The organism is Variovorax sp. OK212, assembly GCF_900112425.1.
Classification (GTDB): domain Bacteria; phylum Pseudomonadota; class Gammaproteobacteria; order Burkholderiales; family Burkholderiaceae_C; genus Variovorax.
Genome location: NZ_FOLP01000013.1, coordinates 128436 through 152261, shown reverse-complemented (window position 1 = coordinate 152261; position 23826 = coordinate 128436). Strand labels below are relative to the sequence as shown.

General features: G+C 70.2%; 26 protein-coding genes. 6 read left to right on the top strand and 20 right to left on the bottom strand.

What is annotated here, in order from left to right:
- Window positions 1–13: 13 nt before the first annotated feature.
- The 4 genes from BM004_RS28860 to BM004_RS28845 all read right to left on the bottom strand — a co-directional run bounded on the left by BM004_RS28860 (window position 14) and on the right by BM004_RS28845 (window position 3905).
- A complete protein-coding gene (locus tag BM004_RS28860; protein ID WP_093218621.1) occupies window positions 14–439 on the bottom strand; it encodes a type IV pilus modification PilV family protein in 426 nt (141 codons plus the stop codon).
- A 2-nt stretch (window positions 440–441) separates the two neighbouring features.
- The gene (locus BM004_RS28855; protein ID WP_256220093.1) at window positions 442–1041 is read right to left on the bottom strand and encodes a GspH/FimT family pseudopilin; all 600 of its coding nucleotides are present in this window, start codon (window positions 1039–1041) and stop codon (window positions 442–444) included.
- Window positions 1042–1052: 11 nt separating this feature from the next.
- Complete coding sequence (locus BM004_RS28850; protein ID WP_093218620.1) at window positions 1053–1523, bottom strand: type IV pilin protein; 471 nt, start codon at window positions 1521–1523, stop codon at window positions 1053–1055.
- Between the two features lie 93 nt (window positions 1524–1616).
- Window positions 1617–3905, bottom strand: a complete 2289-nt coding sequence (locus BM004_RS28845) for an ATP-binding protein (protein WP_093218619.1) — start codon at window positions 3903–3905, stop codon at window positions 1617–1619.
- Window positions 3906–4099: 194 nt separating this feature from the next.
- Here BM004_RS28845 and BM004_RS28840 point away from each other — a divergent pair, with 194 nt between their 5' ends.
- Both BM004_RS28840 and BM004_RS28835 read left to right on the top strand, forming a co-directional pair.
- Window positions 4100–4894 carry a response regulator gene (locus tag BM004_RS28840; protein ID WP_093218617.1) on the top strand — a complete coding sequence of 265 codons (795 nt, stop codon included), beginning with the start codon at window positions 4100–4102 and terminating at the stop codon, window positions 4892–4894.
- A gap of 111 nt (window positions 4895–5005) precedes the next feature.
- Complete coding sequence (locus BM004_RS28835; RefSeq protein ID WP_093218616.1) at window positions 5006–5200, top strand: hypothetical protein; 195 nt, start codon at window positions 5006–5008, stop codon at window positions 5198–5200.
- Between the two features lie 36 nt (window positions 5201–5236).
- Here the strand turns inward: BM004_RS28835 and BM004_RS28830 are convergent, their stop codons facing one another.
- The 4 genes from BM004_RS28830 to BM004_RS28815 all read right to left on the bottom strand — a co-directional run bounded on the left by BM004_RS28830 (window position 5237) and on the right by BM004_RS28815 (window position 8768).
- Entirely contained in the window at window positions 5237–5545 is a 309-nt protein-coding gene (locus tag BM004_RS28830; protein WP_143072544.1) for a hypothetical protein, read from the bottom strand.
- A gap of 159 nt (window positions 5546–5704) precedes the next feature.
- Window positions 5705–6145, bottom strand: coding sequence for a hypothetical protein (locus BM004_RS28825; RefSeq protein WP_143072543.1), 441 nt, complete (start codon window positions 6143–6145; stop codon window positions 5705–5707).
- A gap of 9 nt (window positions 6146–6154) precedes the next feature.
- Window positions 6155–8248, bottom strand: a complete 2094-nt coding sequence (locus tag BM004_RS28820) for a TonB-dependent siderophore receptor (RefSeq protein ID WP_371270938.1) — start codon at window positions 8246–8248, stop codon at window positions 6155–6157.
- Between the two features lie 247 nt (window positions 8249–8495).
- On the bottom strand, window positions 8496–8768 hold the full coding sequence (locus tag BM004_RS28815) for a hypothetical protein (protein ID WP_093135867.1): 273 nt from the start codon (window positions 8766–8768) through the stop codon (window positions 8496–8498).
- 29 nt (window positions 8769–8797) lie between these two features.
- Here BM004_RS28815 and BM004_RS41580 point away from each other — a divergent pair, with 29 nt between their 5' ends.
- Window positions 8798–8953, top strand: a complete 156-nt coding sequence (locus tag BM004_RS41580; protein WP_177206631.1) for a hypothetical protein — start codon at window positions 8798–8800, stop codon at window positions 8951–8953.
- Here the strand turns inward: BM004_RS41580 and tam are convergent.
- A complete protein-coding gene (gene tam / locus BM004_RS28810; protein WP_093218613.1) occupies window positions 8934–9704 on the bottom strand; it encodes a trans-aconitate 2-methyltransferase in 771 nt (256 codons plus the stop codon). The genes BM004_RS41580 and tam overlap by 20 nt on opposite strands.
- Before the next feature lie 103 nt (window positions 9705–9807).
- Between tam and BM004_RS28805 the strand changes: the two genes are divergently transcribed.
- A complete protein-coding gene (locus BM004_RS28805; RefSeq protein ID WP_093218612.1) occupies window positions 9808–10758 on the top strand; it encodes a LysR family transcriptional regulator in 951 nt (316 codons plus the stop codon).
- On the opposite strand, the gene BM004_RS28800 is transcribed toward BM004_RS28805, so the two are convergent.
- From BM004_RS28800 to BM004_RS28755, 10 genes are all read right to left on the bottom strand, one after another.
- Window positions 10759–12189 (bottom strand): amidase, encoded by a 1431-nt coding sequence (locus BM004_RS28800; RefSeq protein WP_093218689.1) that lies wholly within the window; start codon window positions 12187–12189, stop codon window positions 10759–10761.
- A 23-nt stretch (window positions 12190–12212) separates the two neighbouring features.
- Window positions 12213–13217 carry a Bug family tripartite tricarboxylate transporter substrate binding protein gene (locus BM004_RS28795; protein ID WP_093218611.1) on the bottom strand — a complete coding sequence of 335 codons (1005 nt, stop codon included), beginning with the start codon at window positions 13215–13217 and terminating at the stop codon, window positions 12213–12215.
- Window positions 13218–13298: 81 nt separating this feature from the next.
- Window positions 13299–14675, bottom strand: a complete 1377-nt coding sequence (locus tag BM004_RS28790; RefSeq protein WP_093218609.1) for an amidase — start codon at window positions 14673–14675, stop codon at window positions 13299–13301.
- A gap of 39 nt (window positions 14676–14714) precedes the next feature.
- On the bottom strand, window positions 14715–15467 hold the full coding sequence (locus BM004_RS28785) for an SDR family NAD(P)-dependent oxidoreductase (RefSeq protein ID WP_093218607.1): 753 nt from the start codon (window positions 15465–15467) through the stop codon (window positions 14715–14717).
- Between the two features lie 11 nt (window positions 15468–15478).
- Complete coding sequence (locus BM004_RS28780) at window positions 15479–16240, bottom strand: SDR family NAD(P)-dependent oxidoreductase (protein WP_093218606.1); 762 nt, start codon at window positions 16238–16240, stop codon at window positions 15479–15481.
- The gene (locus tag BM004_RS28775) at window positions 16237–17067 is read right to left on the bottom strand and encodes a polysaccharide deacetylase family protein (RefSeq protein WP_093218605.1); all 831 of its coding nucleotides are present in this window, start codon (window positions 17065–17067) and stop codon (window positions 16237–16239) included. The genes BM004_RS28780 and BM004_RS28775 overlap by 4 nt, the downstream gene beginning before the upstream one ends.
- 62 nt (window positions 17068–17129) lie before the next feature.
- The gene (locus BM004_RS28770; RefSeq protein ID WP_093135890.1) at window positions 17130–17921 is read right to left on the bottom strand and encodes an ABC transporter permease; all 792 of its coding nucleotides are present in this window, start codon (window positions 17919–17921) and stop codon (window positions 17130–17132) included.
- On the bottom strand, window positions 17918–18769 hold the full coding sequence (locus tag BM004_RS28765; RefSeq protein WP_093218604.1) for an ABC transporter permease: 852 nt from the start codon (window positions 18767–18769) through the stop codon (window positions 17918–17920). The genes BM004_RS28770 and BM004_RS28765 overlap by 4 nt, the downstream gene beginning before the upstream one ends.
- Window positions 18766–19872 (bottom strand): ABC transporter ATP-binding protein, encoded by a 1107-nt coding sequence (locus BM004_RS28760; protein WP_093218603.1) that lies wholly within the window; start codon window positions 19870–19872, stop codon window positions 18766–18768. Before BM004_RS28760 ends, BM004_RS28765 begins: the two co-directional genes overlap by 4 nt.
- A 59-nt stretch (window positions 19873–19931) precedes the next feature.
- The gene (locus BM004_RS28755) at window positions 19932–20957 is read right to left on the bottom strand and encodes an ABC transporter substrate-binding protein (protein ID WP_093218602.1); all 1026 of its coding nucleotides are present in this window, start codon (window positions 20955–20957) and stop codon (window positions 19932–19934) included.
- 171 nt (window positions 20958–21128) lie between these two features.
- On the opposite strand from BM004_RS28755, the gene BM004_RS28750 reads away from it, so the two are divergent.
- Window positions 21129–21791: a MarR family winged helix-turn-helix transcriptional regulator gene (locus BM004_RS28750; RefSeq protein WP_093135899.1), complete on the top strand. Its 663-nt coding sequence runs from the start codon at window positions 21129–21131 to the stop codon at window positions 21789–21791.
- A 103-nt stretch (window positions 21792–21894) separates the two neighbouring features.
- On the opposite strand, the gene BM004_RS28745 is transcribed toward BM004_RS28750, so the two are convergent.
- Window positions 21895–22749, bottom strand: a complete 855-nt coding sequence (locus tag BM004_RS28745; protein ID WP_093218601.1) for an alpha/beta fold hydrolase — start codon at window positions 22747–22749, stop codon at window positions 21895–21897.
- 161 nt (window positions 22750–22910) lie between these two features.
- Here BM004_RS28745 and BM004_RS28740 point away from each other — a divergent pair, with 161 nt between their 5' ends.
- Complete coding sequence (locus BM004_RS28740) at window positions 22911–23813, top strand: DMT family transporter (protein ID WP_093218600.1); 903 nt, start codon at window positions 22911–22913, stop codon at window positions 23811–23813.
- Window positions 23814–23826 lie beyond the last annotated feature (13 nt).

Genomic DNA, 23826 nt, shown 5'->3' with positions numbered 1-23826 from the left:
CGTTGCACGTGCTTCATGGCAGCACCACCCGCGTGACGAGCCGGCTGCCGGCGTTGGCCGCCGAGGCTTCGCGCGTCACGGCGCGCCAGGCGATCGCGATGTCGGCCGCGTTGGCCGCGCCCGCGCTGTTGGTGGCGCCCGAGACGGCCGTCACGGTCAGCGTGGCGTTGGGCAGGCCGCCGTTGGCCAGGTCGCTCACGCGCGCCTGCCAGGCCGCGGTGTCGACGGTGATGGCGTTCTTCAGCCACATGGTGCTGGCGATCTCGTTGGCCAGCAGCGCGGCGCGGTTGCGGTCTTCGGCGTCGACCGACACGGTGACCGCGCGCGTCAGCAGGCCGGCCATGCCGAGCAGGCCGAAGGAGAAGAGCAGCAGCGACACCAGCACTTCGATGAGCGCGATGCCCGACTGCGGCGGTGAGGGTTGGTGTGCGGCTTTCATGGTCAGCTCGGGCAGCCGTCGGGTGTGCTCGACGACTGCGCCTTGGCCGGGTCGCACAGGTGCACCTGCCCGCCCAGGCTCACGACCACGCGCAGCGGTCGGTCGGCCGAGGTCATCGATACGTCGTAGGTGGGCGCCGCGCTGAGGCTGCAGGTGGCGCCCGTGACGCCGGTGGCGCTGTTGGCCACCAGCCGGCCCAGCGGGTTGAAGCAGATCGCCGCGGGCCCGCCGATGCGCACGCCGCTGCCCGCGTTGGTCAGCACGCCGGCCTCGACGAAGGTGGCCACGCCGGCGGTGTCGAGCGTGGAAGAGGCGACGAAGTTGATCGACCAGTTGCCGCCGTTGGCCGCGGCCGTGAGGCTCGTCTTGGGCGCGCTGTCATTGGTCAGCGAGAACACGGCGGTGCGGCTGCGGCGCACGGCCTCGGCCTGCGCCTGGCGCAGGCCGTTCTGCAGCGCGTCGCTCACGGTGCGAACGCGGGTGTTGGCGATCCACGCGAATACCGAGGGCATCGCCAGCGCCATCAGCACGGCCATCACCGCCAGCGTCACCGCGAGTTCGATCAGCGTGAACCCGCGAGGCGCGCGCGCCGCTTTCCGCACGGGCGCGGCCTTCAGCACGACCCGCGCCTCGAGACCCAGTCGCTGGCGCAGGTGGTCCAGCCCGAGCCCACGGCCACGGTGGCGCGGTTGTTGGCCTGGTCGACCGTGAAGACGAAGCCCGCGGTGCCGCCGCTGCCCGTGGCCACCAGCGTGTAGGTGGTGGCGGTGAGCGCCCCGTAGGTGCCGTCGCACGACAGCGTGAAGGTGCCCGACATGCGCAGCGTGGAGGCCACCATGCACGGCGAGGTGTAGCTGCCCGTGGACAGGTAGGTGCGGTTGTCCTGGAAGTAGCGCTCCATGTTCGCGCGCATGACCGACAGCCCGTTGCTGGCGTCCACGATGCGCCCGCGCAGCACGTAGTCGCGGTACGACGGGTAGGCGATGGCGGCCAGGATGGCGACGATGGCGACGGTCACCATGAGTTCGATCAATGTGAAGCCGCGCGCCCGCGATGGGCGCGGCTTCGTCTGCAGCCGTGGCATGGGGGTTCTTCTCCTCGTGTGCGGGCGGCGATCAGCCGCTGCCCGAGCGCGGAGTCGAACACGCAAGGTGGGAGGAATCTGGCAGAGGCGTTGTCAGGTGTGCGCGGCGGGCGACATCGACGCGGGCATCGACATCGACATCGATGCCGGCGGCGCAGGCCGCCTGTCCTGCGCGTCGAGCGCCAGCGGCACGCGCACCTGCGCCAGCAGCCCGTGCGGGCCCGACTTGAGCACCACGTCGCCGCCGTGCGCGCGCGCGATCGAGCGGCACACGGCCAGGCCCAGGCCGCTGCCCGCCGCGCGCGAGGTGCGGGCCTGCGCCGTGCGGTAGAACGGTTTGAACACGCGCTCGAGCTCGTCCGCGGGCAGGCCCGGGCCGCGGTCGCTGATCTCGACCACGGCGTCGTGCCCGTCGGTGAACAGGCGCACGCGGGCCTGGTTGCCGTACTTGACGGCGTTCTCCACCAGGTTGTCGAGCACGCGGCGCATGCCGATCGCGTCGAGCTCCACCTGCGCATGCTCGGTGCGCTGCAGCTGCACGTCCTTGCCGACGAAGACGGCCTGCTCGACCACGTCTTCCACCAGGCTCGCCAGGTCCATGCGCTCTCGCGCGCTCACCACCGAGGCGTCGCGGATGAAGTCGAGCACCGAGCCGATCATGTGCTCCATCTCCTCGACGTCGCCGAGCATGCCGGCGCGCACGTCGTCGGGCACGTCCTCGATGCGAAAGCGCAGCCGCGTGAGCGGCGTGCGCAGGTCGTGGCTGATGGCGCCGATCATCACCGTGCGGTCGTCCACGAAGCTGCGCAGCCGCGCCTGCATGCGGTTGAAGGCCTGGGCGGCGCGGCCGATCTCGGCGGGGCCTTCGAGCGCGAGCACCGGCGCCGCGGGGTCGCGCCCCAGTTGGTCGGCCGCGCGCGCGAAGCCGGCGATGGGCCGCACGAGCCGGCGCGAGAACAGCCAGCCCGCGGGGATGACGATGGCCGCCGCAATCAGGAACCACAGCAGCACGCGCCGCTGCCATGCGTTGGGAAACGATTCGGGAATGGGCTGCACCACCGCCCAGCTGCCTTCGCGCGTGTAGACGGCGGCGATGAAGTCGCCTTCGACGAACGGCGCCGGCGCCAGGCCGAAGAGGCCGCGCGCGGCGGGGCGCTCGGCCACGGTGTCGGTGTCGGTGTCGTCGGGTGCCGGTGCGCGCGGCTGGCGTGGCGCTTCGGCGGTGCGCGGCGGTGCGGGCGCGGGTGTTTCAGGGGCTGCGCGTGGAACGGGTTCGGCGCGCTTCGAAGGCGGCTCTGGCGTGCGCATGGCCGGTGCCTCTGTTGCGGCGGGCGCCTTGCGGGACGCGGGCTTCTCGGTGACCGGCGGCGGGACCGGTGCCGGCTCGGGCAACCGCACGGGCGGCGAGGACGCGAACGGGGAGGGGATCGCGGGCTGGCCTTGCATCGCGGGCGGCTGGCCCATGGGGGAAGGGCCTGCCGGTTGTGCCGCGGTGCCGGGTGCTGTCGCGGCGGGTGCCCCAAGTGTTCCGGGTGTGCCGGGTGCGCCGGGTGCAATGACTGCACTGGGCGCGATCGATGTGGCCGGCGCACCCGTCGACGCGGCGGGCGTCTGCGCGGCCAGTCCGGGTGACTGCGTTGCACCTGCGGTCGCCGAAGGTTGCGTCGCGGGCGCCGACGGGCTCGCCGTTGCGTTGCCCGCGGCGGGTGCGCCCGTGCCGCCCGGCTGCTGTGGCTGTGACTGTTGCGGCGACTGTTGCTGTGGCGATCCGGCGATGCTGCCGCCGCTGCCACGTCCCGCGCCGAAGCCGCCGTTCAGGTTGCCGATGCCACCGGGGAACCCGCTGCCCGGCGCGGCCAGCCCTCCGGGCGCTCCAGGCCCCCCGAACCCGCCAGGAGACGAAGGCATCGCGGGCATGCCGCCGGCCTGCACCCGGATGAAGCCGCCTTCATGGAACGCACCGGACGCATGGCGCACCATGGCGCGCGTGTCGCCGTCCGTCGATGCGACCGCACCCGCGGTGCCCGCGAACGGCAGCGGGGTGAAGAAGTACAGCCGCACCTCGCTCTCGTCGCGCGCGAGCAGCTGTGCCAGGTCGCGCCGCGAGCGTTCGGAGGTGAGCCAGCCCTGGCCCTTGGGCTCGGGCGCGCGGGCCTGCAGCGAGCGTTGCAGCAGGCCGGCATTGCGGCCCTCGGCGGCCTGGCCCGAGAGCACGCGCGCGATGTCGCCCAGTTGCCACTGGCGCTGCGGCTCGGGCGGCAGCAGCATGGTGAGCGCGAGCGTCACGCCCTGCGCCACCACCAGGCCGGCGAGCAGCAGGGCCATGATCTGCAGCGCCAGCGGCGGGCCCGGCCAGCGGCGCGCGTTGCCTTGGGGAGTCATGGCGCGATGCTGGCACGGACGGCAGGCGATGTCACGCCGGGGCGGCTGCGGGTCTGCGTGTCCATCTGGGTGCTACGTTCGGGCTGTGCGCGCGAGTGTGTGAAGCGGATGTTGCGGCCGGATTTCAGCGCATTGCAATTCATTGCATCGCCCGAGCGCCCTCGGGGTCTTCGGACCGGCGAGGGGCCCGGCCTATGATCCGCTACCCGATCCGCCGCAACGTGAACCTGTCCACCCGCATCCTCATCGTCGACGACGACGCCGGCATCCGCAGCCTGGTGGCGTCCTTCCTGGAGAAGCACGGCTTCCAGGTCGACGCGGCCGGCCATCCCGCCGAGATGCGCGAGCGGCTCGCGCAGGCCGACTACGCGCTCATCGTGCTCGACGTGATGATGCCCGGCGAAGACGGGCTGAGCGCGCTGCGCGAGCTGCAGCGCGTGGGCGGGCCGCCGGTGATCATGCTGTCGGCCGTGGGCACCGACATCGACCGCATCGTGGGCCTGGAGATCGGCGCGGAAGACTACCTGGCCAAGCCCTGCAACCCGCGCGAGCTGCTGGCGCGCATCCGCACGGTGCTGCGCCGCACGGCCCATGCGCCCGCCGCTGCCGGCGCCGTCGCCGTCGCAACCCCCGCTCCCGCGGCAACGGCCGGGGCCGATGCCGCGGTGCTGTACTTCGCGGGCTGGCGCATCGACCTGGAGACCCGGCTGCTGCACGACCCGCAGGACCAGCCCGTGGACCTGTCCGACGGCGAGTTCCGCCTGCTGCGCGCGCTGGTGCAGCACCCGCGCCGCGTGCTCACGCGCGACCAGCTCGTGCAGTACGCCATGGGCGCGGAAAGCGATTCGTACGACCGCGCGATCGACGTGCAGGTCAGCCGCCTGCGCCGCAAGCTGGCCTCGGGAGAGGCGCGTGCCGACCTGATCCGCACGGTGCGCAACGAGGGCTACATGTTCGTGCCCGCCGTCACGCGCACGCGCGACGCCTGAGCCCGGCACCGCGTCCGGCCGGCGCGGCAAAGAAGCCGCAACACGCTGAAATTCGCGGGCAATGCGCCGGCGGCAAGCTCGAGGTCCTGAATTCATCACCTCGAACGACCCATGACACCCTTCGACTGGCTGTGGGACTGGCGCACCCTGATCGCGCTGGCCTTGGGCGACGCCGTGCTGCTCGCGATGTTCTTCGCGTGGGACGCGAAGCACCTGGCGTTTCTCACCGTGCTGACGCGGCAGCAGCGCACCGGCGCTGAAGAGCGCGGCGCATTCCCGCGCGGGATGCCCGGCTCCGGGACCTGAGCTTTCCTTTTTTTTCCTGTTCGTTCAACGGCGCTGTCAGAGCGCCGTTTTCGCATGCGCGAAACGGTTGGCCTTGCGCTTGTGCCTGCAACCGCCGGCACGCCGTGCGGCGGGCGCCGCACCGGCGCTCGCGTCGGTGAGGGCCGCGAGCGTCGACAGGCTGTAGTTGCCCGCGTTGGCGCTTTCATGCGCGTCGCAGGTGTCGCTGCCGGCCACGAACACACCGAGCGCCAGCGCGCAGAAGGCCAGCACGCCCGCGATGCGCGGCAGCCACGAGGTCACGGGCTTGCGCGTGCCCGCGCGGGCGAAGGGGGAGGCCGGCGAATGGTTCCATCGAGCTTGCATGGTGAGCCCCGGCCGTTGGCCTTGTGCGGTGGCCGTGGCGAGCAGGCCGTTGAAGCGAAGCGCTTGCGAGGCGCCGTGTGTGTGGCGATGCCAGGGGCTTTTCATGGCCACGATGGTGAACTTCAAAACGGGAGGAAATTTGGACGAAGACCGTGGTCTTCAACGGTTGATGCGATGCGTGCCGCGCGGCCAGCCGTCGCCGAGCAGCAACCCCAGTCCGGTGGCGCGCAACGCGGCCGAGAGGGGGTCGACGAAGAAGCCGCCGACGTAGGTCTGCGAGGTGGGGAAGGGGTCGGCGGGCGGCACCACGGGCACCACGGGCACCACGGGCGCCGGCGGCGGACGCGGTGCGGGCCGTGCCGCGTTCGCTTCCATGGTGTCGGGCACCGTGATCCAGGCGCCGGGCGGGTCCGCCGCGAGGCTCATGTATTCGGCCCCTTCGAACTCGTAGACCAGCGCGTACTTGCCGCCGGGCAGCCAGGTGCTCGACACCACGCGCGCCTGCGCGGCGGCGTTCGCCATGCCGCAGGAAAGGCACAGGCACAACGCGCCTGCGGCCAGGCGCATCCGGCGAGTCTGGCGCAGCAGCGGGGTGGTCACGGCGCGCGCCTAGAAGTCCAGCTTCGCGCTCAGGCTGAAGGTGCGCGGGTCGCCGGGCTTGATGTAGTTGTCGTACTGGTACTCCCAGTAGCGCCGGTTGGCCACGTTGTTGATGGCCGCGCGGAAGGTGGTGGCATGGCCGCCGAGGCGCGTGGTGTAGCTCGCGCCGATGTTGGCGACCGTGTAGCCGGGCAGGCCGAGCTGGTTCGACGCGTTGAGCATCGTGCCGCCCGTGTACTTCATGTCGGCCGACAACCGGAGGCCGGGCACCTGCAGCACGTCGTACAACACCTGCGCGGTGGCCACCATCTTCGGTGCGCCGGCCACGCGGTTGCCCACGTAGCTGCTGCCGCGCCGGTAGGAGGAGTCGAGCAGCATCAGGTTGCCGCCCACCTGCCATTGCGAGCCCAGCCGCGTGGACGCGCCCAGCTCCAGCCCCTGGTAGATCGACTGGCCGTCCTGCACCAGCACGTTGGCGCTGTTGGCGTACTCGGCGCCGCGCTCGATGCGGAACAGCGCGGCCGTGGCGCTCCAGCGGTCGCGCTCGGTCTTCAGGCCCAGCTCGTACTGGCGGCTCTTCAGCGGGTCGAGCAGGGCGCCGTCGTTCGCATAGAGGTTGCTCACGGTGCTGCCGGGTTCCAGCGACTCGACGTAGCTGGTGTACAGCGTGGTGTCGGGCGCGGGCTTGAACATCAGCGCGAGCGTGGGCGTGACCACGCCGTTCTTGCGGTAGGTGGCGCTCTGCACGCCGGTGGTGTCGTAGCTGTTCTGCTCGTAGTCGGTGCTGCGCAGGCCGGCCAGCACCGACCACTTCTCGGACAGCTTCAGGGTGTCGCTCGCGAACATCGCGCGCTGCGTGATGTCGCTCGGGCGGTAGCGCGTGAAGGCCGTGGCGCTCTCGTAGCCGTTGGTGTTCTGGCCGAAGATGCTGCCGGAGCCGATGCGCTCGTAGATGCTGTTGGCGCTGTAGTCGTTCACCTGCTTCTGCCACGACGCGCCCAGCGTCACCTGGTGCTCGAAGGCGCCGGTGCGCAGCTTGCCGGTGGCCATGGCCTGCCACTGGTTGAAGCGGTGGCCCTCGGTGCCGTCGTAGCGGTAGTCGTCGTAGCCGCCGCTCGCGTCCTGCAGGGAGGCGATGCTTTCGTTGCGGCTGCGCGTGGCGCTGCTGTGGCTGTAGCCGGTGCTCAGTGTCCAGTCGGGCGACAGCTGGTACTGCAGGCCGGTGGAGAACAGCCTGAAGTCGGTGGCCAGGTGCTGCCCTGCGCCCACCAGGTTCGCGTTGTCCGCGCTGATGGTCGAGGGCAGGCGGGTGCCCGTGTAGCCGCCGGTGTAGATCGACGGCGTCTGGCCCGTGGCCATGCGCTTCTGGTCGAGCGAGTCGAAGGTCCAGGTGAGCTTGTCGGTGAGCCTGGCATCGAGCCCGAGCGAGACCGAATTGCGGCGGATGTTGCCGTCGTTGTAGGTCTTGCCTTCCTCGTGCGTGGCGTTGAGCCGGTAGCCGAAGCGGTCGTCCGCGCCGAAGCGCCCGCCCAGGTCGACGTGCTCGCTCCACACGCCGGCCGTCTTGTAGCCGACCTCGATGCTGCGCACCGGCGTGTCGGTCGGCTTCCTGGTCACGTAGTTGACGATACCGCCCGGCGTGCCGAAGCCGTACATGAAGCCCGACGAACCCTTGAGCAGCTCGATCTGCTCGAACTGTTCGTAGGGCAGCGTGATGGCGTAGCTGAGAAAGGGCTGGCCGTTGATGCGGTAGCCGTTCTGCCAGTCCAGCGGCAGGCCGCGCACCGAGATGTAGCTGGCCCAGCTGCTGTAGGCGCCGCTGTTGTCGGAGACCGAGGCGTCGAGCGCGAACACGTCGCCGAGCTTCGTGACCTGGCGCTCGGCCATGTCCTCGCTGCGCACCACGGTCGTGGAGAAGGGCGTGTCGAGTTGCGAGCGTGCGCCCAGCGCGCCGCTGCTCACCTTGGCGTCGAGGTGCTGCGGCGTCTCGGCGGGCGTGTCGGCCGTGACGGTGACGGTCGGCAGCGAACTGCCGCTGGCCGCGGTGTCCTGGGTTTGCGCCTGCGCGCGGCCGCCCTGGGTGGCGACCCAGAGCACCAGCAGCGTGGCGCGCGCGGGCGGGCCGAAGGCGCTGCGGCGGAAGGAAACCGGCGAGGCAGCGGCGGCGACGCGGGTGATGGGGGTGGCGGTGTCCGGGCGGTCCGCACGGTTCAGGCGGTTGGAGGGGTTCGGATTCAACACAGACTCACTCTGAAGATAAGAATGGCTCTCATCTTCAAGGTGGATCTCGTAGAAATTTTGGACGCCGGCCCGTGACCCTGTGCGGTTTTTATGTGCTCAGTGGCCGTGCTCAGTGGCCGTTCCCCGGCGACGGCGCCAGGCCGCGCTGCTTCAGGAAGTCGTAGAGGCTGACCGCGAGCACCTGCGCAATGGGAATCGGCAACGTGAGCCGCAGCGCCGGCACACGGTTGACGGGGCAGCGCTCGGAGCTGTGGTCGACGCGGCTGGCATCCAGGGTGATGTGGACGCAGCCCGCGTTGACCCAATAGCCCGAAACTTCGTCCGCGAACACCTGCGGGGCGTGCAGGTCGTCGACGTAGGTGGCTTTGGGAGGCTGGGACATGGTGGGGCTCTGGAAATGCAGGGGCCCCGATGATCGGCACCAATCTGGTAGAAAAAATCAGCAAACCGGGCAAGGCATTCGATGCGCAGGCCCATGCATCCCCCGCACCCGTCCCCGGTTCGTCGCACTTCGAGGTCGACCGCGGCCGCGATGCGACGGCGCCGTTCAGCGCGTCGCGACGATGAACAGCCGCGGAAACGGCAGCAGCACGCTGCCGTCCGCCAGCGCCGGGTAGGCCCCGGCAATCGCTTCCTGGTAGCGCGCCAGGAAGCCGGCCTGCTGCGCCGCATCGAGCAGCGCCAGGTACGGCCGCAGCGCCGAGCCCTTGAACCACTCGACCACCGCCGCCGCACCGCCCGCCAGCGGGTGGTGGTACGTGGTGCGCCACACGTCGACGCGGCTGCTGTGCGGGCGCAGCATGGTGTAGTAGTCGACGGCGTCGTGCCGCGCCGGGTGCCGCACCTCGCCGATGCGGTCGGCCCAGGGGCCTTGCGCCGCCACCTCGCGTGCCAGCCGGTGCGCGGGCTCCTGCAGGTTGTCGGGCGTCTGGACGGCCAGGTGGCCGCCGGGTGCGAGCTGGTTCACGAGTCGCGGGTACAGCGTGGCGTGGTCCGGCAGCCATTGCAGCGACGCATTCGCGAGGATCACGTCCATCGGCTGCGCGGCCTGCCAGGTCGCGATGTCGGCCACGTCGAAAGGAGTCTCGGGCATGCGCTTCTTCGCGGCTTCGATCATGTCGTCGGAGCTGTCGATGCCGCTCACCTGCGCATCCGGAAAGCGCTGCGCCAGCACCTCGGTGGAGTTGCCGGGGCCGCAGCCCAGGTCGATGGCGAAGCGCACTGGGCGCTGTGTGGCCGGCACGGCCGCGACCAGGTCGCGAACCGGTCGTGTGCGTTCTTCTTCGAAGGCCGAGTATTGCTTGGCGGACCAGGTCATCGTGGATTCCTTGGGGGGTGTTTCTTGCTGTGGTGGCCGCAGTTTGCCGAGCACGAGCGCCTTCGTAAAATGAATTTATTCTGGCCATTGATTCATAAATCTGATGAAGATCGACATCCTCGGAATCCAGGCCTTCGTGGCCATTGCCGACGAGGGCAGCTTCCAGGCCGCGGCCGGTGCGCTCAACGTCACGCAGACCGCCATCACGCAGCGGCTGCGCAAGCTCGAGGAATTCCTGGGCGTGGCGCTGGTGGAGCGCACCACGCGTTCGGTGGCGCTCACCACCATCGGCCGCGACTTCGTGCCGCGCGCGCGGCGCCTGCTGGTGGAGCTGGCCGATTCGCTGCTGGAGATCCGCGAGACCGGCAAGGCCGAGCGCGGCGACGTGTCGATGGCCTGCGTGCCGACCGCGGGCGTGCAGTTTCTGCCGCGCATCATGCAGGCCTACTCGGCGAAGCATCCGCACAACCGCATCAAGATCCTCGACCACTCGTCCTCCGCGGTGGCGCATGCGGTGCTGCACCGCGAGGTGGAGTTCGGCATCGGCATGGCCGGCGCGCACTCGCCCGAGCTCACGAGCGTGCCGCTGATCGAGGACGAGTACGTGCTGGTCTGCCACGCCTCGCATCCGCTGGCCGGCCGCCGGCGCGTGGCCTGGCGGCAGTTGCAGGCGCATCCGCTGATCTTCGCGGGCCAGGCCAGCGAGAACCGTCCGCTGCTCGACGTGGCCCTGGGCGCCGCCGCCGCGAGCCTGCAGCCTTTCTACGAAGTGCAGCGCAGCTCGACGGCGGTCGGGTTGGTGGCCGAGCGCGTGGCGGCCGCGGTGGTGCCGCGGCTGGCGTTGCAGAAGGGCGCATACCCGGCGCTGAAGACCGTCGAGCTCGTCGAGCCGCGCGTGTCGCGCACGCTGGTGCTCATGACGCGGCGCACCGCGCGGCTCTCGCCAGCGGCGCAGGCGCTGTACGACCTGATCGCGGCGCAGGCCTCGCACCAGTCTGGCCAATCAGGCCAATCGCGCCAATCACGCGAAGCACGCGAAGCACCCCGGCGCTGATCAGAGCCCGGGCCGCCGCGCGCTGAAGTTCGCCGCCGCCTCGAACTGGCTCGCCACCTGCAGCAGCTCGGCATCGCCCTGGAAGCGGCCGACCAGCTGCAGGCCGAGCGGCATCGCGTCGCGGCCGAAGCCGGCGGGCACGCTCACGGCCGGGTGCCCTGTCATGTTGAACAGCATGGTCCACGGGTACCAGTGCGCGCGCACGTTGTCGAACTGCTGGCCGTCGATGTCGATGGGGCCGAACAGGTCCTGCGCGAGCGGCAGGGCCGAGCGCGTGAGCGTGGGCATCGCCAGCACGTCGGCCTTCTCGAACAGGCCCTGCACCCGCTTGAACAAGGCGGAGCGCGCGAACATCGCTTCCTGGTACTCGACGCCGCTCACGCTGGCCGCGGACGCGATCTGCCGCTTGAAGGTGTCGCTGAAGCTGTCGGGGTTCTTCTCGACCAGCGGTGCGAAGCGCGCGCGCCACACCGTGTGGTTGATGGCGCGCCAGATGGGCTCGACGTCGAAGCCGCTGCTGGCGTCGAAGGGCTCCAGCGTGGCGCCCAGCGCCGCGAGCGTCTGCAGCGCGGCGGAGAAGCTCTCCGTGACGTCCCTCGACACCGGCCGGCCCGGCGGCGAGAGGCAGTACAGCACGCGCTTGCCGCGCAGGTCGCCCTGGGGCCTGGCCTGCTCGACGTAGTCGTGCGCGCGCAGACCGAGCGACCACGGATCGGCGGCAGAAGGCCCGGCCATCACCTGCAGCATCAGCGCGGTGTCGGCCACGGTGCGCGTCATCGGCGTCACGTAGGTCTGGTTGCCGAACAGGTCCTGCGCCTGGCTGTGCGGGATCACGCCGTTCGATTGCTTCAGGCCCACCACGCCGTTGCAGGCGGCCGGAATGCGCGTGGAGCCGCCGCCGTCGGTGGCGATGGCCAGCGGCGCAATGCCCGCCGCGGTGGCGGCTGCCGCGCCGCCGCTGGAGCCGCCGCTGGTGCGCGACAGGTCCCACGGGTTGCGCGTGCTGCCGAAGAGCGGCGAGTGGGTCATCGGGCCCGAGCCGAACTCGGGCGTGGTCGTCTTGCCGATCAGGATGGCGCCTTCGGCGCGCAGCCGCGCCACGCTCACGGCGTCCTCGGCGGGCACGTTGTCGCGGTGCACGACCGCGCCGAAGGTGGTGGCCACGCCTTCGGTGTTGACCAGGTCCTTCACCGTGAAGGGAATGCCGTGCAGCTTGCCCAGCGGGCGGCCCGCGGCCATGTCGGCCTCGGCGCGGCGCGCCTCGGCCAGCGCGCGTTCGGGCGTCAGCGTGATGAAGCAGTTCAGCACCGGCTGCAGGCGCTCGGCGCGCGCGAGCACGGCCGTCACCAGTTCGACGGGCGAGAGCTGGCGCGAGCGCATCAGGCCGATGAGCTCGGTCGCGGGTGTGAAGAAGAGCGATTCGTCGGACATGGGGGCCTTGCCTTCTCGCGCGTTCATTCGTCCACCACGATGCCGGCCGCCTTGACGATCGGCTCCCAGTTCCTGCGCTCGCGTTGCGCGCGCTGCGCCAGCTCGGCGCGGCCTTGCGCATGCGCCACGAGACCGGCAGCCTCCAGGCTGCGCGCGAGCTCGGGCTTGGCGGCGGCGGCGAGGAAGCTGCGCTCCAGCGCGGCCAATGCGGCGGGCGGCGTGCCGGCGGGCGCGTACACGGCGTACCAGCTCGTGGCCGCCACGAATTCGGGGAAGCCCTGTTCCTTCGCGGTTGGCACGTCGGGCAAGGCCGGCAGCCGCTTGTCGCCGCTCATGCCGAGGAACTTGATCTTGCCGCCCTTGTAGAGCGGCATCATGCTGGCCGCGGCGTCCCAGCCCATCGACAGTTCGCCGCCGACCACGTCGATGAGCATCGGCGACGCGCCGCGGTAGGCCACGGGCGTGACCTCGAAGCCCTGCGCCTTGGCCAGCGCGAAGGCGCCCAGGTGGCCCGAACTGCCGATGGTCGCGAGGCCGAGCGTGGCCTTGGTCGGGTTCTTCTTCGCCCACTCGACGTACTGCTTCATGCTGCTGTACGGCTGCGAGGCGCCGGTGACGACGGCGGTCGGAATCTCCACCAGCAGCGCGACCGGTGTCAGGTCTTTCTCGGCGTCGTAGCCGGGGGTCTTGTAGGTCAGCGGCAGGATGGTGAGCAGCGGCGAGGGCGCGAGATACAGCGTGAGCCCGTCGGCCTTCGACTTCTTCACCACGTCCCACGCGAGCCGGGCCGAGGCGCCGGGCTTGTTGTCGACCAGGATGCTGCCGAAGCCCGCGTCCTTGAGTTGCTCGGCGTACAGGCGCGCCACGGTGTCGGCCGCGCCGCCGGCCGCGTAGCCCACGACGATCTTCAGGTTGCCGCCCGCGAGGCCCGGCGGCAGATCGGCCGCGGCGGCGTGGACGGCATGGACGGCCTGGAGTGCGGTCAGCGTGAAAGCTGCGGCAAGGGTGTGGCGGGCGAACGGACGCATGGATAAAAACCTCGTGAATCTCGTGGGGAAGAGAAGAAAGATCAGTCGAGCAAGATCAGCCGAGAAGATCAGCCGAGAAGATCAGCGGAGCGTGTGCTCGACCAGCCGCGCAATGGCCAGCAGGTAGTCGTCGTCGTACCAGCGGCCCGCCAGCTGCAGCCCGATGGGCAGGCCTTTCGCGCTCTTGCCGCAGGGCATCGAGAGCGCGGGATGGCCGGTGAGGTTCATCGGGTAGGTGTACGGGTACCAGGCGCCGCGGATGGTGCCCGCGGGCTTGCCGCCGATCTCGACCTCGCCGCTCACGTCCATGTCGATGGGCAGCGGCGGCGCCGAGACGGTGGGCGACACCAGCACGTCGAAGCGACCGAACAGCGCCTGCAGCTCGGCGAAGCAGCGGGTCTTGGCGAAGGTGGCCTCGTGCAGGTCGACCGCGCTGTGGCCGCGGCCCTTGCGCACGGCGTCGATCAGCGTGGCGTCGAGCCGGTCGCCGAAGCGCTCCAGGTTGGCGCCGACGCGCGCGGCCAGCATCGACTGCAGCACCACGAGGAAATGGCGCTCGAGCGAAACGAAATCGAGCTGCACCGTCTCGACGACGGCGCCTTCGCGTTCCATGGCGCGCACGGCGGCGGTGGTGAAGACCTCGACCTCGGGGTCGACGGGGTTGCCGGCGGTGGGCAGCCACGCCACGCGCAAGCCGCGAAGCGAAGCCGGCACGGCGCGTTGCGGCATCGGCCCGCCCAGTCCGTACGGATCGCGCGCGTCGAAGCCCTTGATGGCATCGAACAGCAGTTGCGTGTCGGCCACGTCGCGCGCCATCGGGCCGGTGAACGAGTTGGCCGAGTAGAGGTCGGGCGCCTGCAGGTGGGGCACCACGCCCAGCGTGGCCTTGAGCCCGACGATGCCGCAGCACGACGCCGGAATGCGGATGGAGCCGCCGCCGTCGGTGCCCAGCGCGAGCGAACCCAGGCCCGCCGCCACCGCCACGGCCGCGCCGCTGCTCGACGCACCGGGCGTGTAGCGCGCGTCGATCGGGTTGAGCGTGCGGCCGAAGAGGGGCGCGGTCGCCACCTGTTTGTGGCCGAACTCGGGCGTGGTCGTCTTGCCGATGAGGATCGCGCCCGCGGCCTTGGCGCGCGCCACGGCCACCGCATCGCTCGTCGGCACGAAGTCTTCGTAGATGGCCGAGCCCATGGTGGTGCGCACGCCGGCCGTCAGCGTGAGGTCTTTCACCGAGTACGGCACGCCATGCAGCGGGCCGAGCGCCTCGCCGGCCATCACGGCGGCTTCGGCGCGGCGCGCGGCGTCTAGCGCCTGTTCGCCCGTGACGGTGATGAAGGCATTGAGCTCGCGCCGCGCCTCGATGCGGGCGAGCGCCGCTTGCACGGCTTCCACCGGGGAGGCTTCCTTGCGGCGGATCAGTGCGGCGAGCTCGCGTGCGCTGTGGTCCATCAGGTCCATGGTCGGGTCCTTGAAAGGAGAAGGAGAGAGGCAGGCGCTTCAGAGCATCCAGCGGCCGCCGTCGATCAGCAGCGTCTGGCCGGTGATGAAGCGCGCCTCGTCGCTGGCCAGGAAGCGCACCGTGGCGGCCACGTCTTCGGGCGCGCCGATGAAGCCGGCGGGCGTGTCCGCGACGATCTTTTGCAGCACCTCGGGGCGAAGCTTGTCGTGCGCGCGCGTGCGGATGGCGCCGGGGCACACCGCATTCACCGTGACGCCGTGCGGTGCGAGCTCGCGCGCCAGCGAGCGCGTGAAGCCGATGACGCCCATCTTGGCGGCGGCGTAGTCCGCCAGGCCCACGTCGCCGGCAAAGGCCGCGTCGGTGCTCATGTTGACGATGCGCCCGAAGCCGCGCGCCTTCATGCCGGGCGCGATGCGGCGCGACGCGCGCATGGCGGTCAGCAGCGACACCTCGAGCACGAAGCGCCACACGGCCTCGTCGGATTCGGTGAACAGGCTGCCGCGTTCGCGCGCGCTCTGGCCCACGTTGTTGAACAGGATGTCGACCGGGCCCATCTGGTCTTCCACGCGGTCGAAGAAGGCGTGGACCACGGCGGCATCGGTGCAGTCGCCCGGCATGCACAGGCACCGCGCGGCGGCGGCGGGCCGTGCGGCGAGCTGCTGCGCGAGCGGTGCGCAGTCGAGGTCGAGCACGGCCACGCGCGCGCCCTGCCCGAGAAAGTCGAGCACCGTGGCGGCGCCGATGCCCTGGCCGCCCCCGGTGACGACGGCAACGCGTTGGTCGAAGCCCATGGCGGTGTCCTTCAGTGGAAGGTGCGCCCGCCGTCGACGGCGAGCGCGGTGCCGGTGATGTAGCTGGCACCGGGGCCGCTCAGGTAGAGCACGGCCTCGGCCACCTCTTCGGGCGCGGCGACGCGGCCCAGTGCGTAGCGCTGGCGGATCTCGCCCAGCGTGCGCTCCGGGTCGTCGCTGTGTTCATAACTGGTGCGAAACAGCGGCGTGTCGATGGCGCCGGGGCACACCGCGTTCACACGGATGCCGTCTGCCGCCGCCTCGATCGACAGCGCCTTGCCGAACATGATCACGGCCGCCTTGGTGGCGCAGTACGCGGTGCGGTTGGGCAGCGGCCGCAGCCCCGCGCCCGACGAGATGTTGACGATGCTGCCGCCGCCGGCCGCGCGCAGGTGCGGCATGGCGGCGCGGCACATCAGCATCGGCCCCGTGAGGTTGACGGCCAGCGTGTGGGCCCATTCGGCGTCGTCGGTTTGCTCGAGCGGCTTGAGCGAATCGACGCCCGCCGAATTGACCAGCGCGTCGAGGCCGCCGAGCCACTCGGCGGCGTGGTTCACCGCGGCCTTCACGGCCGCTGCGTCGGTGACGTCGCACACCAGCGGCAGCGCCGCGTCGCCCAGCACACCCGCGCTGTACTGCAGCCGCTTCGCGTCGCGGTCGAGCAGCACGACGCGCGCGCCGCGCTCCACCGCCAGTCGCGCCACCGCGAAGCCGATGCCGCTGGCGCCGCCGCTCACCACGAAGCGCAGGGCCGTCGAAGGCGCGGTGGTCATGCCGCCACGGCCGAGGCCGCCTTCAGGCGCGGGCGCATGTCGTCGGAGATGCGGTCGCAGCGGTCGATCCACACGTTGGAGTGGGCCAGCGCGTGTTCGATGAGCCCTTCGAGCACCTTGAGCCGCGAGGGCTGGCCGATGATCTGCGGGTGCATGCCGACCATCATCATGCGGTCTTCGGCGTAGAGCACGTCGAACTCGCTGGTCCATGCCTCGAGCGCGGCCGACGGCGCCTGCAGCGTGCGCCCGGGCAGGGTGATCGAGTACTGGAAGAAGGGCGCGTCGTCGAGCACCCAGCGAAACGGCAGCTCGACGATGTCGGTGCGCTGGCCGCCGATCTCCAGCAGATAGGGCGAGTCGTCGTCGAAGAAGTTCGACGAGTAGTCGAAGCCGTATTCCTTGAGCAGGTCGAGCGTGATGCTGCTGAACTCCGCCGCCGGCGAACGCCAGCCACGCGGCCGCGTGCCGGCCAGGCGCGTGAGCGCTTCCATGCCGCGGTCCATCTCGTCGCGCTCTTCGGCGGGGCTCAGGTTGACGATCCAGCGGTGGCTGTAGCTGTGGTGCGCCACCTCGTGGCCCTTGTCTACCACCTCGCGCACCAGGTCCGGGTGCTTGTCGGCCACTTCGCCGGGAATGAAGAAGGTGGCGCTGATGCCGTAGCGCGCCAGCAGCGCGAGGATGCGCGGCATGCCGACCTTCCAGCCGTAGGCGCCCTGCGACATGAGAATGGGGCGCTGCGCGTTGGCCGGGTCGCGGCCGGTCCACATGGTTTCCGCGTCGAGGTCGAAGGTCAGCATGAGCGGGAAGCCTTTGCTCGTGGTCGGCATCAGAGAACTCCTTGGCGAATGAGGTGGCGAAGAGGTAGCGAAGAGGTGGGGCCCGCGGCGGATCAGACGTGCTTGTGGAAGCCCGTCCATCGCTCGGCCAGCAGCAGCACGACGCCGGTGGTCACGATGAGCAAGGTGGAGACGGCGGCCACGCTCGGGTCCACGCCCTGCTCGACCGAGGTGAAGATCTTCACGGGCAGCGTGGTCTGGCTGGCCGACAGCAGGAACACCGACACCGGCACGTTGTCCAGCGAGGTGATGAAGGCGAAGAGGCCGCCCGCCACGAGGCCGGGCTTCACCAGCGGCAGCGTGACCAGGCGAAAGCTCGTGAAGCCGCCCGCGCCCAGCACGCGCGCCGCGTCTTCGAGCGACTCGTCGACCGCCGACAGGCTGCCCAGGCTGGCGCGCACCACGTAGGGCACGGTGATGACCACGTGCGCCAGCCACAGGCCCAGCGAGTTGCCGCGCAGGCCGGTCATGGTGTAGTACTGCAGCAGCGCCACGCCGAGCACCACCGAAGGCAGGATCAGCGGCGCCATGAAGAGCGAAGTGAGCGCGCCCGCGCCGGGCACCATGCGGCGATGGATCGCATAGGCCGCGATCAGGCCCAGCACCAGCGCGGCGGCGGTCGATGCGGCGGCGAGCCACAGGCTGGTCCAGGCGGCGCTCAGGTACTCGGGGTCGCGCAGCACCACCTCGAACCAGTGCAAGGTCAGGCCCTTCGGCGGGATCGTGAGGTAGGCCGTCTTGCTGAAGGCCGCCAGCACCACCACCAGCACCGGAATCTGCAGGAACACCACCACCGCGATGGCCGTGGCCGCGAGGAACGGCGTCTTCTTGCCGTCGGTGCTCATGCGTTGCCTCCCCAGCGCTTGAGCACGCGGCTCGACAGCCCGATGACCAGCAGCGTGAGCGCGGTGAGCGCGAAGGACATGGCCGCACCGGCGGGCCAGTCGAGCGTCTGCAGGAAGTCGTCGTAGATCAGCGTGGCCATCACCTTGTAGGTGGGGCCGCCCAGCATGCGCGGCGTGACCAGCGCGCTGATGGTCAGCACGAACACCAGGATGGAGCCCGACAGGATGCCCGGCGCGCTCATCGGCAGCGTGATCGACCAGAACACGCGCAGCCGGCTCGCGGCCAGCGTGTACGCGGCGGCCTGCACGTCCTTGGAGATCGCCTGGATGGCCGGCACCAGCATCAGCACCATGAACGGCAGGAAGATGTGCGACATGCCGACCAGCAGGCCGAACAGGTTGAACATCATCTTGATGGGCCGCTCGATCAGGCCGATGTCCATCAGCAGGTTGTTCACCAGGCCGCGGTTGGCCAGCAGCGCGATCCAGCCGAAGGAGCGCACGACCAGGTTCAGCAGCATCGGGAAGATGACCAGCATGGTGAGCGTGAGCCGCATCTTCGGACCCGCGTTGGCGATGTAGCAAGCCAGCGGGTAGCCCATGAGCAGGCAGATGGCCGTGACGCCGAAGCCCAGCACCAGCGTGCGAACCACCACCTCGCGGTAGTACTCGTCGGTGACGATGCTGGTGTAGTTGGCGAGCGTCCAGTCGGCGGAGATGCCGGTGCCGGGCTCGTAGGGGTGCAGGCTCAGCGGCACCATCAGCAGCACTGGCGCCGCGAAGGCCAGCAGCAGGAGCAGCAACAGCGGCGACGCCAGCAGCGCGCCGGTCATCTTGCGCGGGGTCATGCGCTTGCCTGCCGCGCGGAAGGGGTCACGTAGATGTGCTGCGGCTCGACCGTCACGCGCACCGGCGCATCGACCTCGAGGCCTGCGTGCGGGCCGTTGGTGAGGGCCTCGGCAATGAGCTCGGTGCCGCCGAAGGCCAGCAGGTACTGCACGCGCGAGCCGACGAAGGAGCGCATGGCGACGCGGCCCGCGAGCGTGGCGGCGCGGGGCGTCATTGCGTCGGCGAAGCGGATGTCTTCCTGGCGGACCACGACGTCGACGGCCGCGCCGTGCGCCATGCCTTCGGCGCCGGTGGCGGTCAGCACGGGGCCGTTGTTCAGGTGGACCGCCGCCGCGCCTTCGGGCGAACGCACCACGCGGCCCGCGAGGCGGTTGGGCCGGCCGATGAAGCTTGCGACGAAGCCGGTGGCGGGGCGGTGGTAGATGGCTTCGGGCGTGTCGAACTGCTGCACCACGCCGTGCGCGAGCACGCACACGCGGTCGGACATCGACATGGCCTCGCCCTGGTCGTGCGTGACGAACAGCGTGGTGATGCCGACCTCGCGCTGCAGGCGCTTGAGCTCGATCTGCATCTCGTCGCGCAGCGAGGCGTCGAGGTTGGACAGCGGCTCGTCGAACAGCAGGATGCTGGGACGCGGCGCGATGGAGCGTGCCACCGCCACGCGCTGCTGCTGGCCGCCCGAGAGCTGGCGCGGCATGCGCTCGCCGAGCGTGGACAGTCGCACGCTGGCCAGCGCCTGGTCGACGCGCTGCTTCAGGTCGTTGCCCTGCACGCCCTGGCGGCGCAGGCCGAAGGCGACGTTCTCGAACACGCTCATGTGCGGGAACAGCGCGTACGACTGGAACACGAGGCCGATGTTGCGCTTGTTGGTGGGCAGCGCCGTCACGTCGCGGCCGTCCACGAAGATGTGGCCGCTGGTCGGCTCGATCAGGCCGGCCACCATGCGCAGCACGGTGGTCTTGCCGCAACCCGAGGGGCCGAGCAGCGAGATGAATTCACCGTCGTGCACCGACAGCGAGACCGACTGCGCGGCGACATGACCGGGCTGGCCGGACGGGCCGGGGTAGCGTTTCTCGAGACGGTCGAGCGTGAGTGCCGGCATGTCGTCGGTCCTGGAGGTTGCGGTGCGGGGGTGGAGCGCGGCGGGTGGCTGGCGCCGGGTCAGCGGGCCACTTCGCGCTGCCAGCGCTTGGTCCAGTCGGGCAGCGACCTGGCGACGGCTTCGGGCTCGGGCAGCCAGAGGTTGTCGAAGGTCTCCTTGTAGGGAACGATCTTCGCGGCCTTGTCGCTGAGCTTGACCTGCGTGTTGACGGGGCCGGCGTACTTGCGCTCGGCGAAGCAGGTCTGGCCTTCCCTGGACAGCACCTCGTCGATGTACTTGAGCGCGAGCGCCGGTGACTTCGCGCCCTTCGGGATCACCAGCGCCGGCAGGATGCCCACCGCGCCTTCCTTCGGATAGACGATGGCCAGCGGCAGGCCCTTGTCGATGGCGGAGCCGGCGCGGTCGGGGTACCACACGGCCGCGGCGATCTCCTGGCGTTCGAACAGCGAGACGATCTGGTCGGCCTGCGTGTACAGCGTGACGGACGACTTGGCGATCGGCTTGATGGCCGCGAAGCCCGCGTCCATGTTGGCGAGCGTGCCGCCCTTCATGCGGTTGAGCGCCATCAGGAACTGCGAACCCGAGGTGCCGCTGATGTCGCCGATGGCGAGCTTGCCGTCGTACTCGGGCTTGGCGAGGTCGGCCCACGAGGTGGGCGGCGTCTTGACCTGCCGGGTGTCGTAGACGATGACGGTGGCGCCGGTCATGAACACGACGTACTGGCCGTCCTTGTCGAGCGCGCGCGGCGACACCTCCGATGTGTGCGTGAGCTTGCTCTTGTCGATGGTCTCGAGCAGCTTCTCGTTCTTGAGCTGCGCGGCCAGCGAGTTGTCGATGTAGACCACGTCGAAGTCCGACTTGCCGCCGGTCGCTCGGATCGAGGCCGCGAACTGCGAGGAGCTGCCGAGCTTGAGCGCCACCTTGGCCCCGGTCTTCTTCTCGAACGATGCGATGTGGCAGGTCTTGGAGTCTTCGGCGAAGGAGCCGCCGAAGATGCCGACCACCAGCTCCTCGGCCTGCGCGGCGCCCGACAGCAGCGCGGCAACGAGGCCCGAAACGAGACAGCGCGAGAACATGGTTTTCATGAAGAGCTCCTGTGGGGAAAACCCGGAACAAAGGGCCGGGTGGCTGCGTTGGAATTCACTTTATCTTTCGTAAAAGATAAATGCAAGGCATTTAAGATAGGGACCAACCCGCGCCGCGGCGCTGCACCACAATGGCGGCGCAAAGGCCTCCTCTTTGATGGAAAGCACGTCATGCCGCACAAGAAAGAAGCATCGAACCGGCGTTCGCCCCAAGGCGATGCGAAGAAACGCGGCGACGTTGCCGAGTCCGTGTTGCCGCTCGAAGACGCGCCGGCAGAGGTGGGCGCCGACCTGGTCGAGCGCGGCATCCAGCAATGGAAACGCGAGCGGCCCGACATCGACAGCAGCGGCAAGGCCGTGGTCGGCCGGCTGCTGCGGCTCGAGGAAGTGGTGCTGCGCACGCTCAACCAGGTGCTGGAGCCGTTCGGCATGAAGTACCAGGAGTACGCCGTGCTCGCCACCTTGCGCGTGGCGGGGGCGCCCTACCGGCTCTCGCCTTCGCGCCTGCAGAGCACGCTGCTGTTCACTTCGGGCGGTTTGTCGAACCTGCTGAAGCGGCTCGAGAAGGAAGGCTGGGTCAAGCGCTCGATCGATCCGAACGACGGGCGCGGCGTGCTGGTCAAGCTCACGGCCAAGGGCATCCGCCTGGCCGACGAAGCGATGCCGCGCCACGCGGCGGCCGAGCTGCACCTGCTGCGCATGTTCGACGCGTCGCAGCGCGACGTGCTTTCAGGCCTGCTGAGCCAGATGATGACGGGCAACGCGCCCGAGACCGGCCCCGAGCCCGGCGCACGCCATGCGAGCCGGGTGGCCGAGCCGCCAGCCGAAGAGTGAGCGCGATATAGCGATATGGCGATATAGCGATACGGCGATACGGCGACAAAGCGCCACGGCGATCAGGGTCGCCTGTGGCCCCGAGGCTCCGGCGCCGTTCCTCTCATCGCTGGCAGTCCTGCACGAAGGCATCGAGCAGCAGCTCGAACGCCGCGCGCTGTTCCCACTGCAGCGCATGCCCCGCGTTGTCGACCACCTGCACCTCGCCGCGCCACAGCGTGGGCATCGACGGCGCCATCGCCTGCAGGTAGGGCAGGCCGACGATCTGTTCCTGGGCGCCATGAAGAATGGCCAGCGGGCGCGTCAGGGCCGCGACGATGCCGGGCTCGTCGCGGTAGCCCACGCCGCCGATGCTCGCGCCCAGCGATGCGCGCGCATGGCCGTCGGTGCGCACGGCGTCTTCCATCAGGAAGGCGGGGCCGTGCGTGCCGGGCACGAGGAAGTCGGCCACGTATTCACGTGCCTGTTCTTCGTTCCAGTCCTTCTCGAAGCCGAGTCCGAGCTTGAGGAACGCGCCGTCGAGCTCGGCCGGCAGCGGGAAGGGCAGCGGCGGCGTGCCGAAGATCATGAAGCCCGCGGCCTGCGGCAGGTGCGCGCTGGCCTCCAGCGCGGCGTGGCCGCCAAGGCTCCAGCCGACGACCACGGCCTTGTGCAGCGACAGCTGCTCCACCACCTGGCGGATCGCATCGGCGTAGCCGGGGATGCTGTAGGTTGCGGCGCGTTCGGCTTCGCCCGCATCGCTCGACTGGCCGTGGCCCGGCAGGTCGACGGCGACGATGCGGTACTTGCGCCCGAGCTCGCCTTCCAGCGTCTGCTGCCATACGCGAGACGACGACGAGTTGCCGTGCACCAGCAGGATGGCGGGGCCCTGGCCCGCGCTTTCGCGCACGGCGATGCGCTGGGCGCCGAGGCTCAGTGTGCGGGTCGATACGGTCGATGCGGTCGGGTGGTCTGCCATGGAAGGTCTTTCGTTTCCCGGATGCGGGAGGTGGATGGAATCCTATAGGACCGTGTCTTTTACGCCGCGCCACAGCGGCGGGCGTCCGGCGATTCGCGCCTTGCTGGCACCGCACTCCCGTGGCACCCTCGCGGGCTACCCGTCCTTCGAACACCGACCCCATGCAGAAGCAGTTTCGCGGCGCGCTGGAGATGAGCGCGGCCATGGCCATTTCCGGCACCATCGGCTGGTTTGCCGTGCGCTTCGGCCAGCCGCTGGTCGACCTGCTGTTCTGGCGCTGCGTGTTCGGCGCGGCCACGCTGCTCATCGTGTGCCTCGCGCTCGGGCTGCTGAGGCGCGGGCTGCCGCTTCGCAGCCTCGCGCTCGCGGCGCTCGGCGGCGTGGCGCTGGTCACCAACTGGCTGCTGATCTTCGCGGCCTTTCCGCGCGCCTCGATCTCGATCGCCACGGCGGTCTACAACACGCAGCCCTTCATGCTGGTGGTGCTGGGCGCGCTGCTGCTGTCCGAACGCATGACGGCCACGAAGGTGGGCTGGCTGTGCATCGCCTTCGCCGGCGTGGTGCTGGTGGCGCAGGCCAAGGGCGGCGGCGCGGCCGGGGGCTCGTCGTACGGCGTAGGCGTGCTGATGGCATTGGGCGCGGCCTTCTGCTACGCGGTGGCCGCGATCATCGCGAAAAAGCTCGACGGCATTGCGCCGCACCTCATCGCGCTGATCCAGGTGTGCGTGGGCATCGTCATGCTGGCGCCGTTCGCGCACCTGCGGCCGCTGCCCACCGACGCGGGCACGTGGGTCACGCACGCGATCATGGGCGTGGTCTACACGGGGCTGGTGTTCGTGCTGCTGTACGGCGCGCTGCAGAAGCTCTCGACGCCGGTGGCGGGCGCGCTGTCGTTCATCTATCCGCTGGTGGCCATCGGCGTCGACTACGTCGCCTTCGGCCAGCGGCTGGGCGCGCTGCAACTGCTGGGCGCGGCGGCGATCCTGATCGCGGCGGCCGGCATGACCTTCGGATGGGCCTTGCCCGGCGTGCCGCGGCGGTCGGACGCCATGCCTCTAAAATGAGAACAATTCTTAT

What these genes read in the sequence shown, in the direction of transcription:
- BM004_RS28860 (WP_093218621.1), bottom strand. Translation starts at nt 439, where the DNA reads ATGAAAGCCGCACACCAACCCTCACCGCCGCAGTCGGGCATCGCGCTC.
- BM004_RS28850 (WP_093218620.1), bottom strand. Translation starts at nt 1,523, where the DNA reads ATGCCACGGCTGCAGACGAAGCCGCGCCCATCGCGGGCGCGCGGCTTC.
- BM004_RS28845 (WP_093218619.1), bottom strand. Translation starts at nt 3,905, where the DNA reads ATGACTCCCCAAGGCAACGCGCGCCGCTGGCCGGGCCCGCCGCTGGCG.
- BM004_RS28840 (WP_093218617.1), top strand. Translation starts at nt 4,100, where the DNA reads ATGATCCGCTACCCGATCCGCCGCAACGTGAACCTGTCCACCCGCATC.
- BM004_RS28835 (WP_093218616.1), top strand. Translation starts at nt 5,006, where the DNA reads ATGACACCCTTCGACTGGCTGTGGGACTGGCGCACCCTGATCGCGCTG.
- BM004_RS28830 (WP_143072544.1), bottom strand. Translation starts at nt 5,545, where the DNA reads ATGCAAGCTCGATGGAACCATTCGCCGGCCTCCCCCTTCGCCCGCGCG.
- BM004_RS28815 (WP_093135867.1), bottom strand. Translation starts at nt 8,768, where the DNA reads ATGTCCCAGCCTCCCAAAGCCACCTACGTCGACGACCTGCACGCCCCG.
- BM004_RS41580 (WP_177206631.1), top strand. Translation starts at nt 8,798, where the DNA reads ATGATCGGCACCAATCTGGTAGAAAAAATCAGCAAACCGGGCAAGGCA.
- tam (WP_093218613.1), bottom strand. Translation starts at nt 9,704, where the DNA reads ATGACCTGGTCCGCCAAGCAATACTCGGCCTTCGAAGAAGAACGCACA.
- BM004_RS28805 (WP_093218612.1), top strand. Translation starts at nt 9,808, where the DNA reads ATGAAGATCGACATCCTCGGAATCCAGGCCTTCGTGGCCATTGCCGAC.
- BM004_RS28800 (WP_093218689.1), bottom strand. Translation starts at nt 12,189, where the DNA reads ATGTCCGACGAATCGCTCTTCTTCACACCCGCGACCGAGCTCATCGGC.
- BM004_RS28795 (WP_093218611.1), bottom strand. Translation starts at nt 13,217, where the DNA reads ATGCGTCCGTTCGCCCGCCACACCCTTGCCGCAGCTTTCACGCTGACC.
- BM004_RS28790 (WP_093218609.1), bottom strand. Translation starts at nt 14,675, where the DNA reads ATGGACCTGATGGACCACAGCGCACGCGAGCTCGCCGCACTGATCCGC.
- BM004_RS28785 (WP_093218607.1), bottom strand. Translation starts at nt 15,467, where the DNA reads ATGGGCTTCGACCAACGCGTTGCCGTCGTCACCGGGGGCGGCCAGGGC.
- BM004_RS28780 (WP_093218606.1), bottom strand. Translation starts at nt 16,240, where the DNA reads ATGACCACCGCGCCTTCGACGGCCCTGCGCTTCGTGGTGAGCGGCGGC.
- BM004_RS28775 (WP_093218605.1), bottom strand. Translation starts at nt 17,067, where the DNA reads ATGCCGACCACGAGCAAAGGCTTCCCGCTCATGCTGACCTTCGACCTC.
- BM004_RS28770 (WP_093135890.1), bottom strand. Translation starts at nt 17,921, where the DNA reads ATGAGCACCGACGGCAAGAAGACGCCGTTCCTCGCGGCCACGGCCATC.
- BM004_RS28765 (WP_093218604.1), bottom strand. Translation starts at nt 18,769, where the DNA reads ATGACCCCGCGCAAGATGACCGGCGCGCTGCTGGCGTCGCCGCTGTTG.
- BM004_RS28760 (WP_093218603.1), bottom strand. Translation starts at nt 19,872, where the DNA reads ATGCCGGCACTCACGCTCGACCGTCTCGAGAAACGCTACCCCGGCCCG.
- BM004_RS28755 (WP_093218602.1), bottom strand. Translation starts at nt 20,957, where the DNA reads ATGAAAACCATGTTCTCGCGCTGTCTCGTTTCGGGCCTCGTTGCCGCG.
- BM004_RS28750 (WP_093135899.1), top strand. Translation starts at nt 21,129, where the DNA reads ATGCCGCACAAGAAAGAAGCATCGAACCGGCGTTCGCCCCAAGGCGAT.
- BM004_RS28745 (WP_093218601.1), bottom strand. Translation starts at nt 22,749, where the DNA reads ATGGCAGACCACCCGACCGCATCGACCGTATCGACCCGCACACTGAGC.
- BM004_RS28740 (WP_093218600.1), top strand. Translation starts at nt 22,911, where the DNA reads ATGCAGAAGCAGTTTCGCGGCGCGCTGGAGATGAGCGCGGCCATGGCC.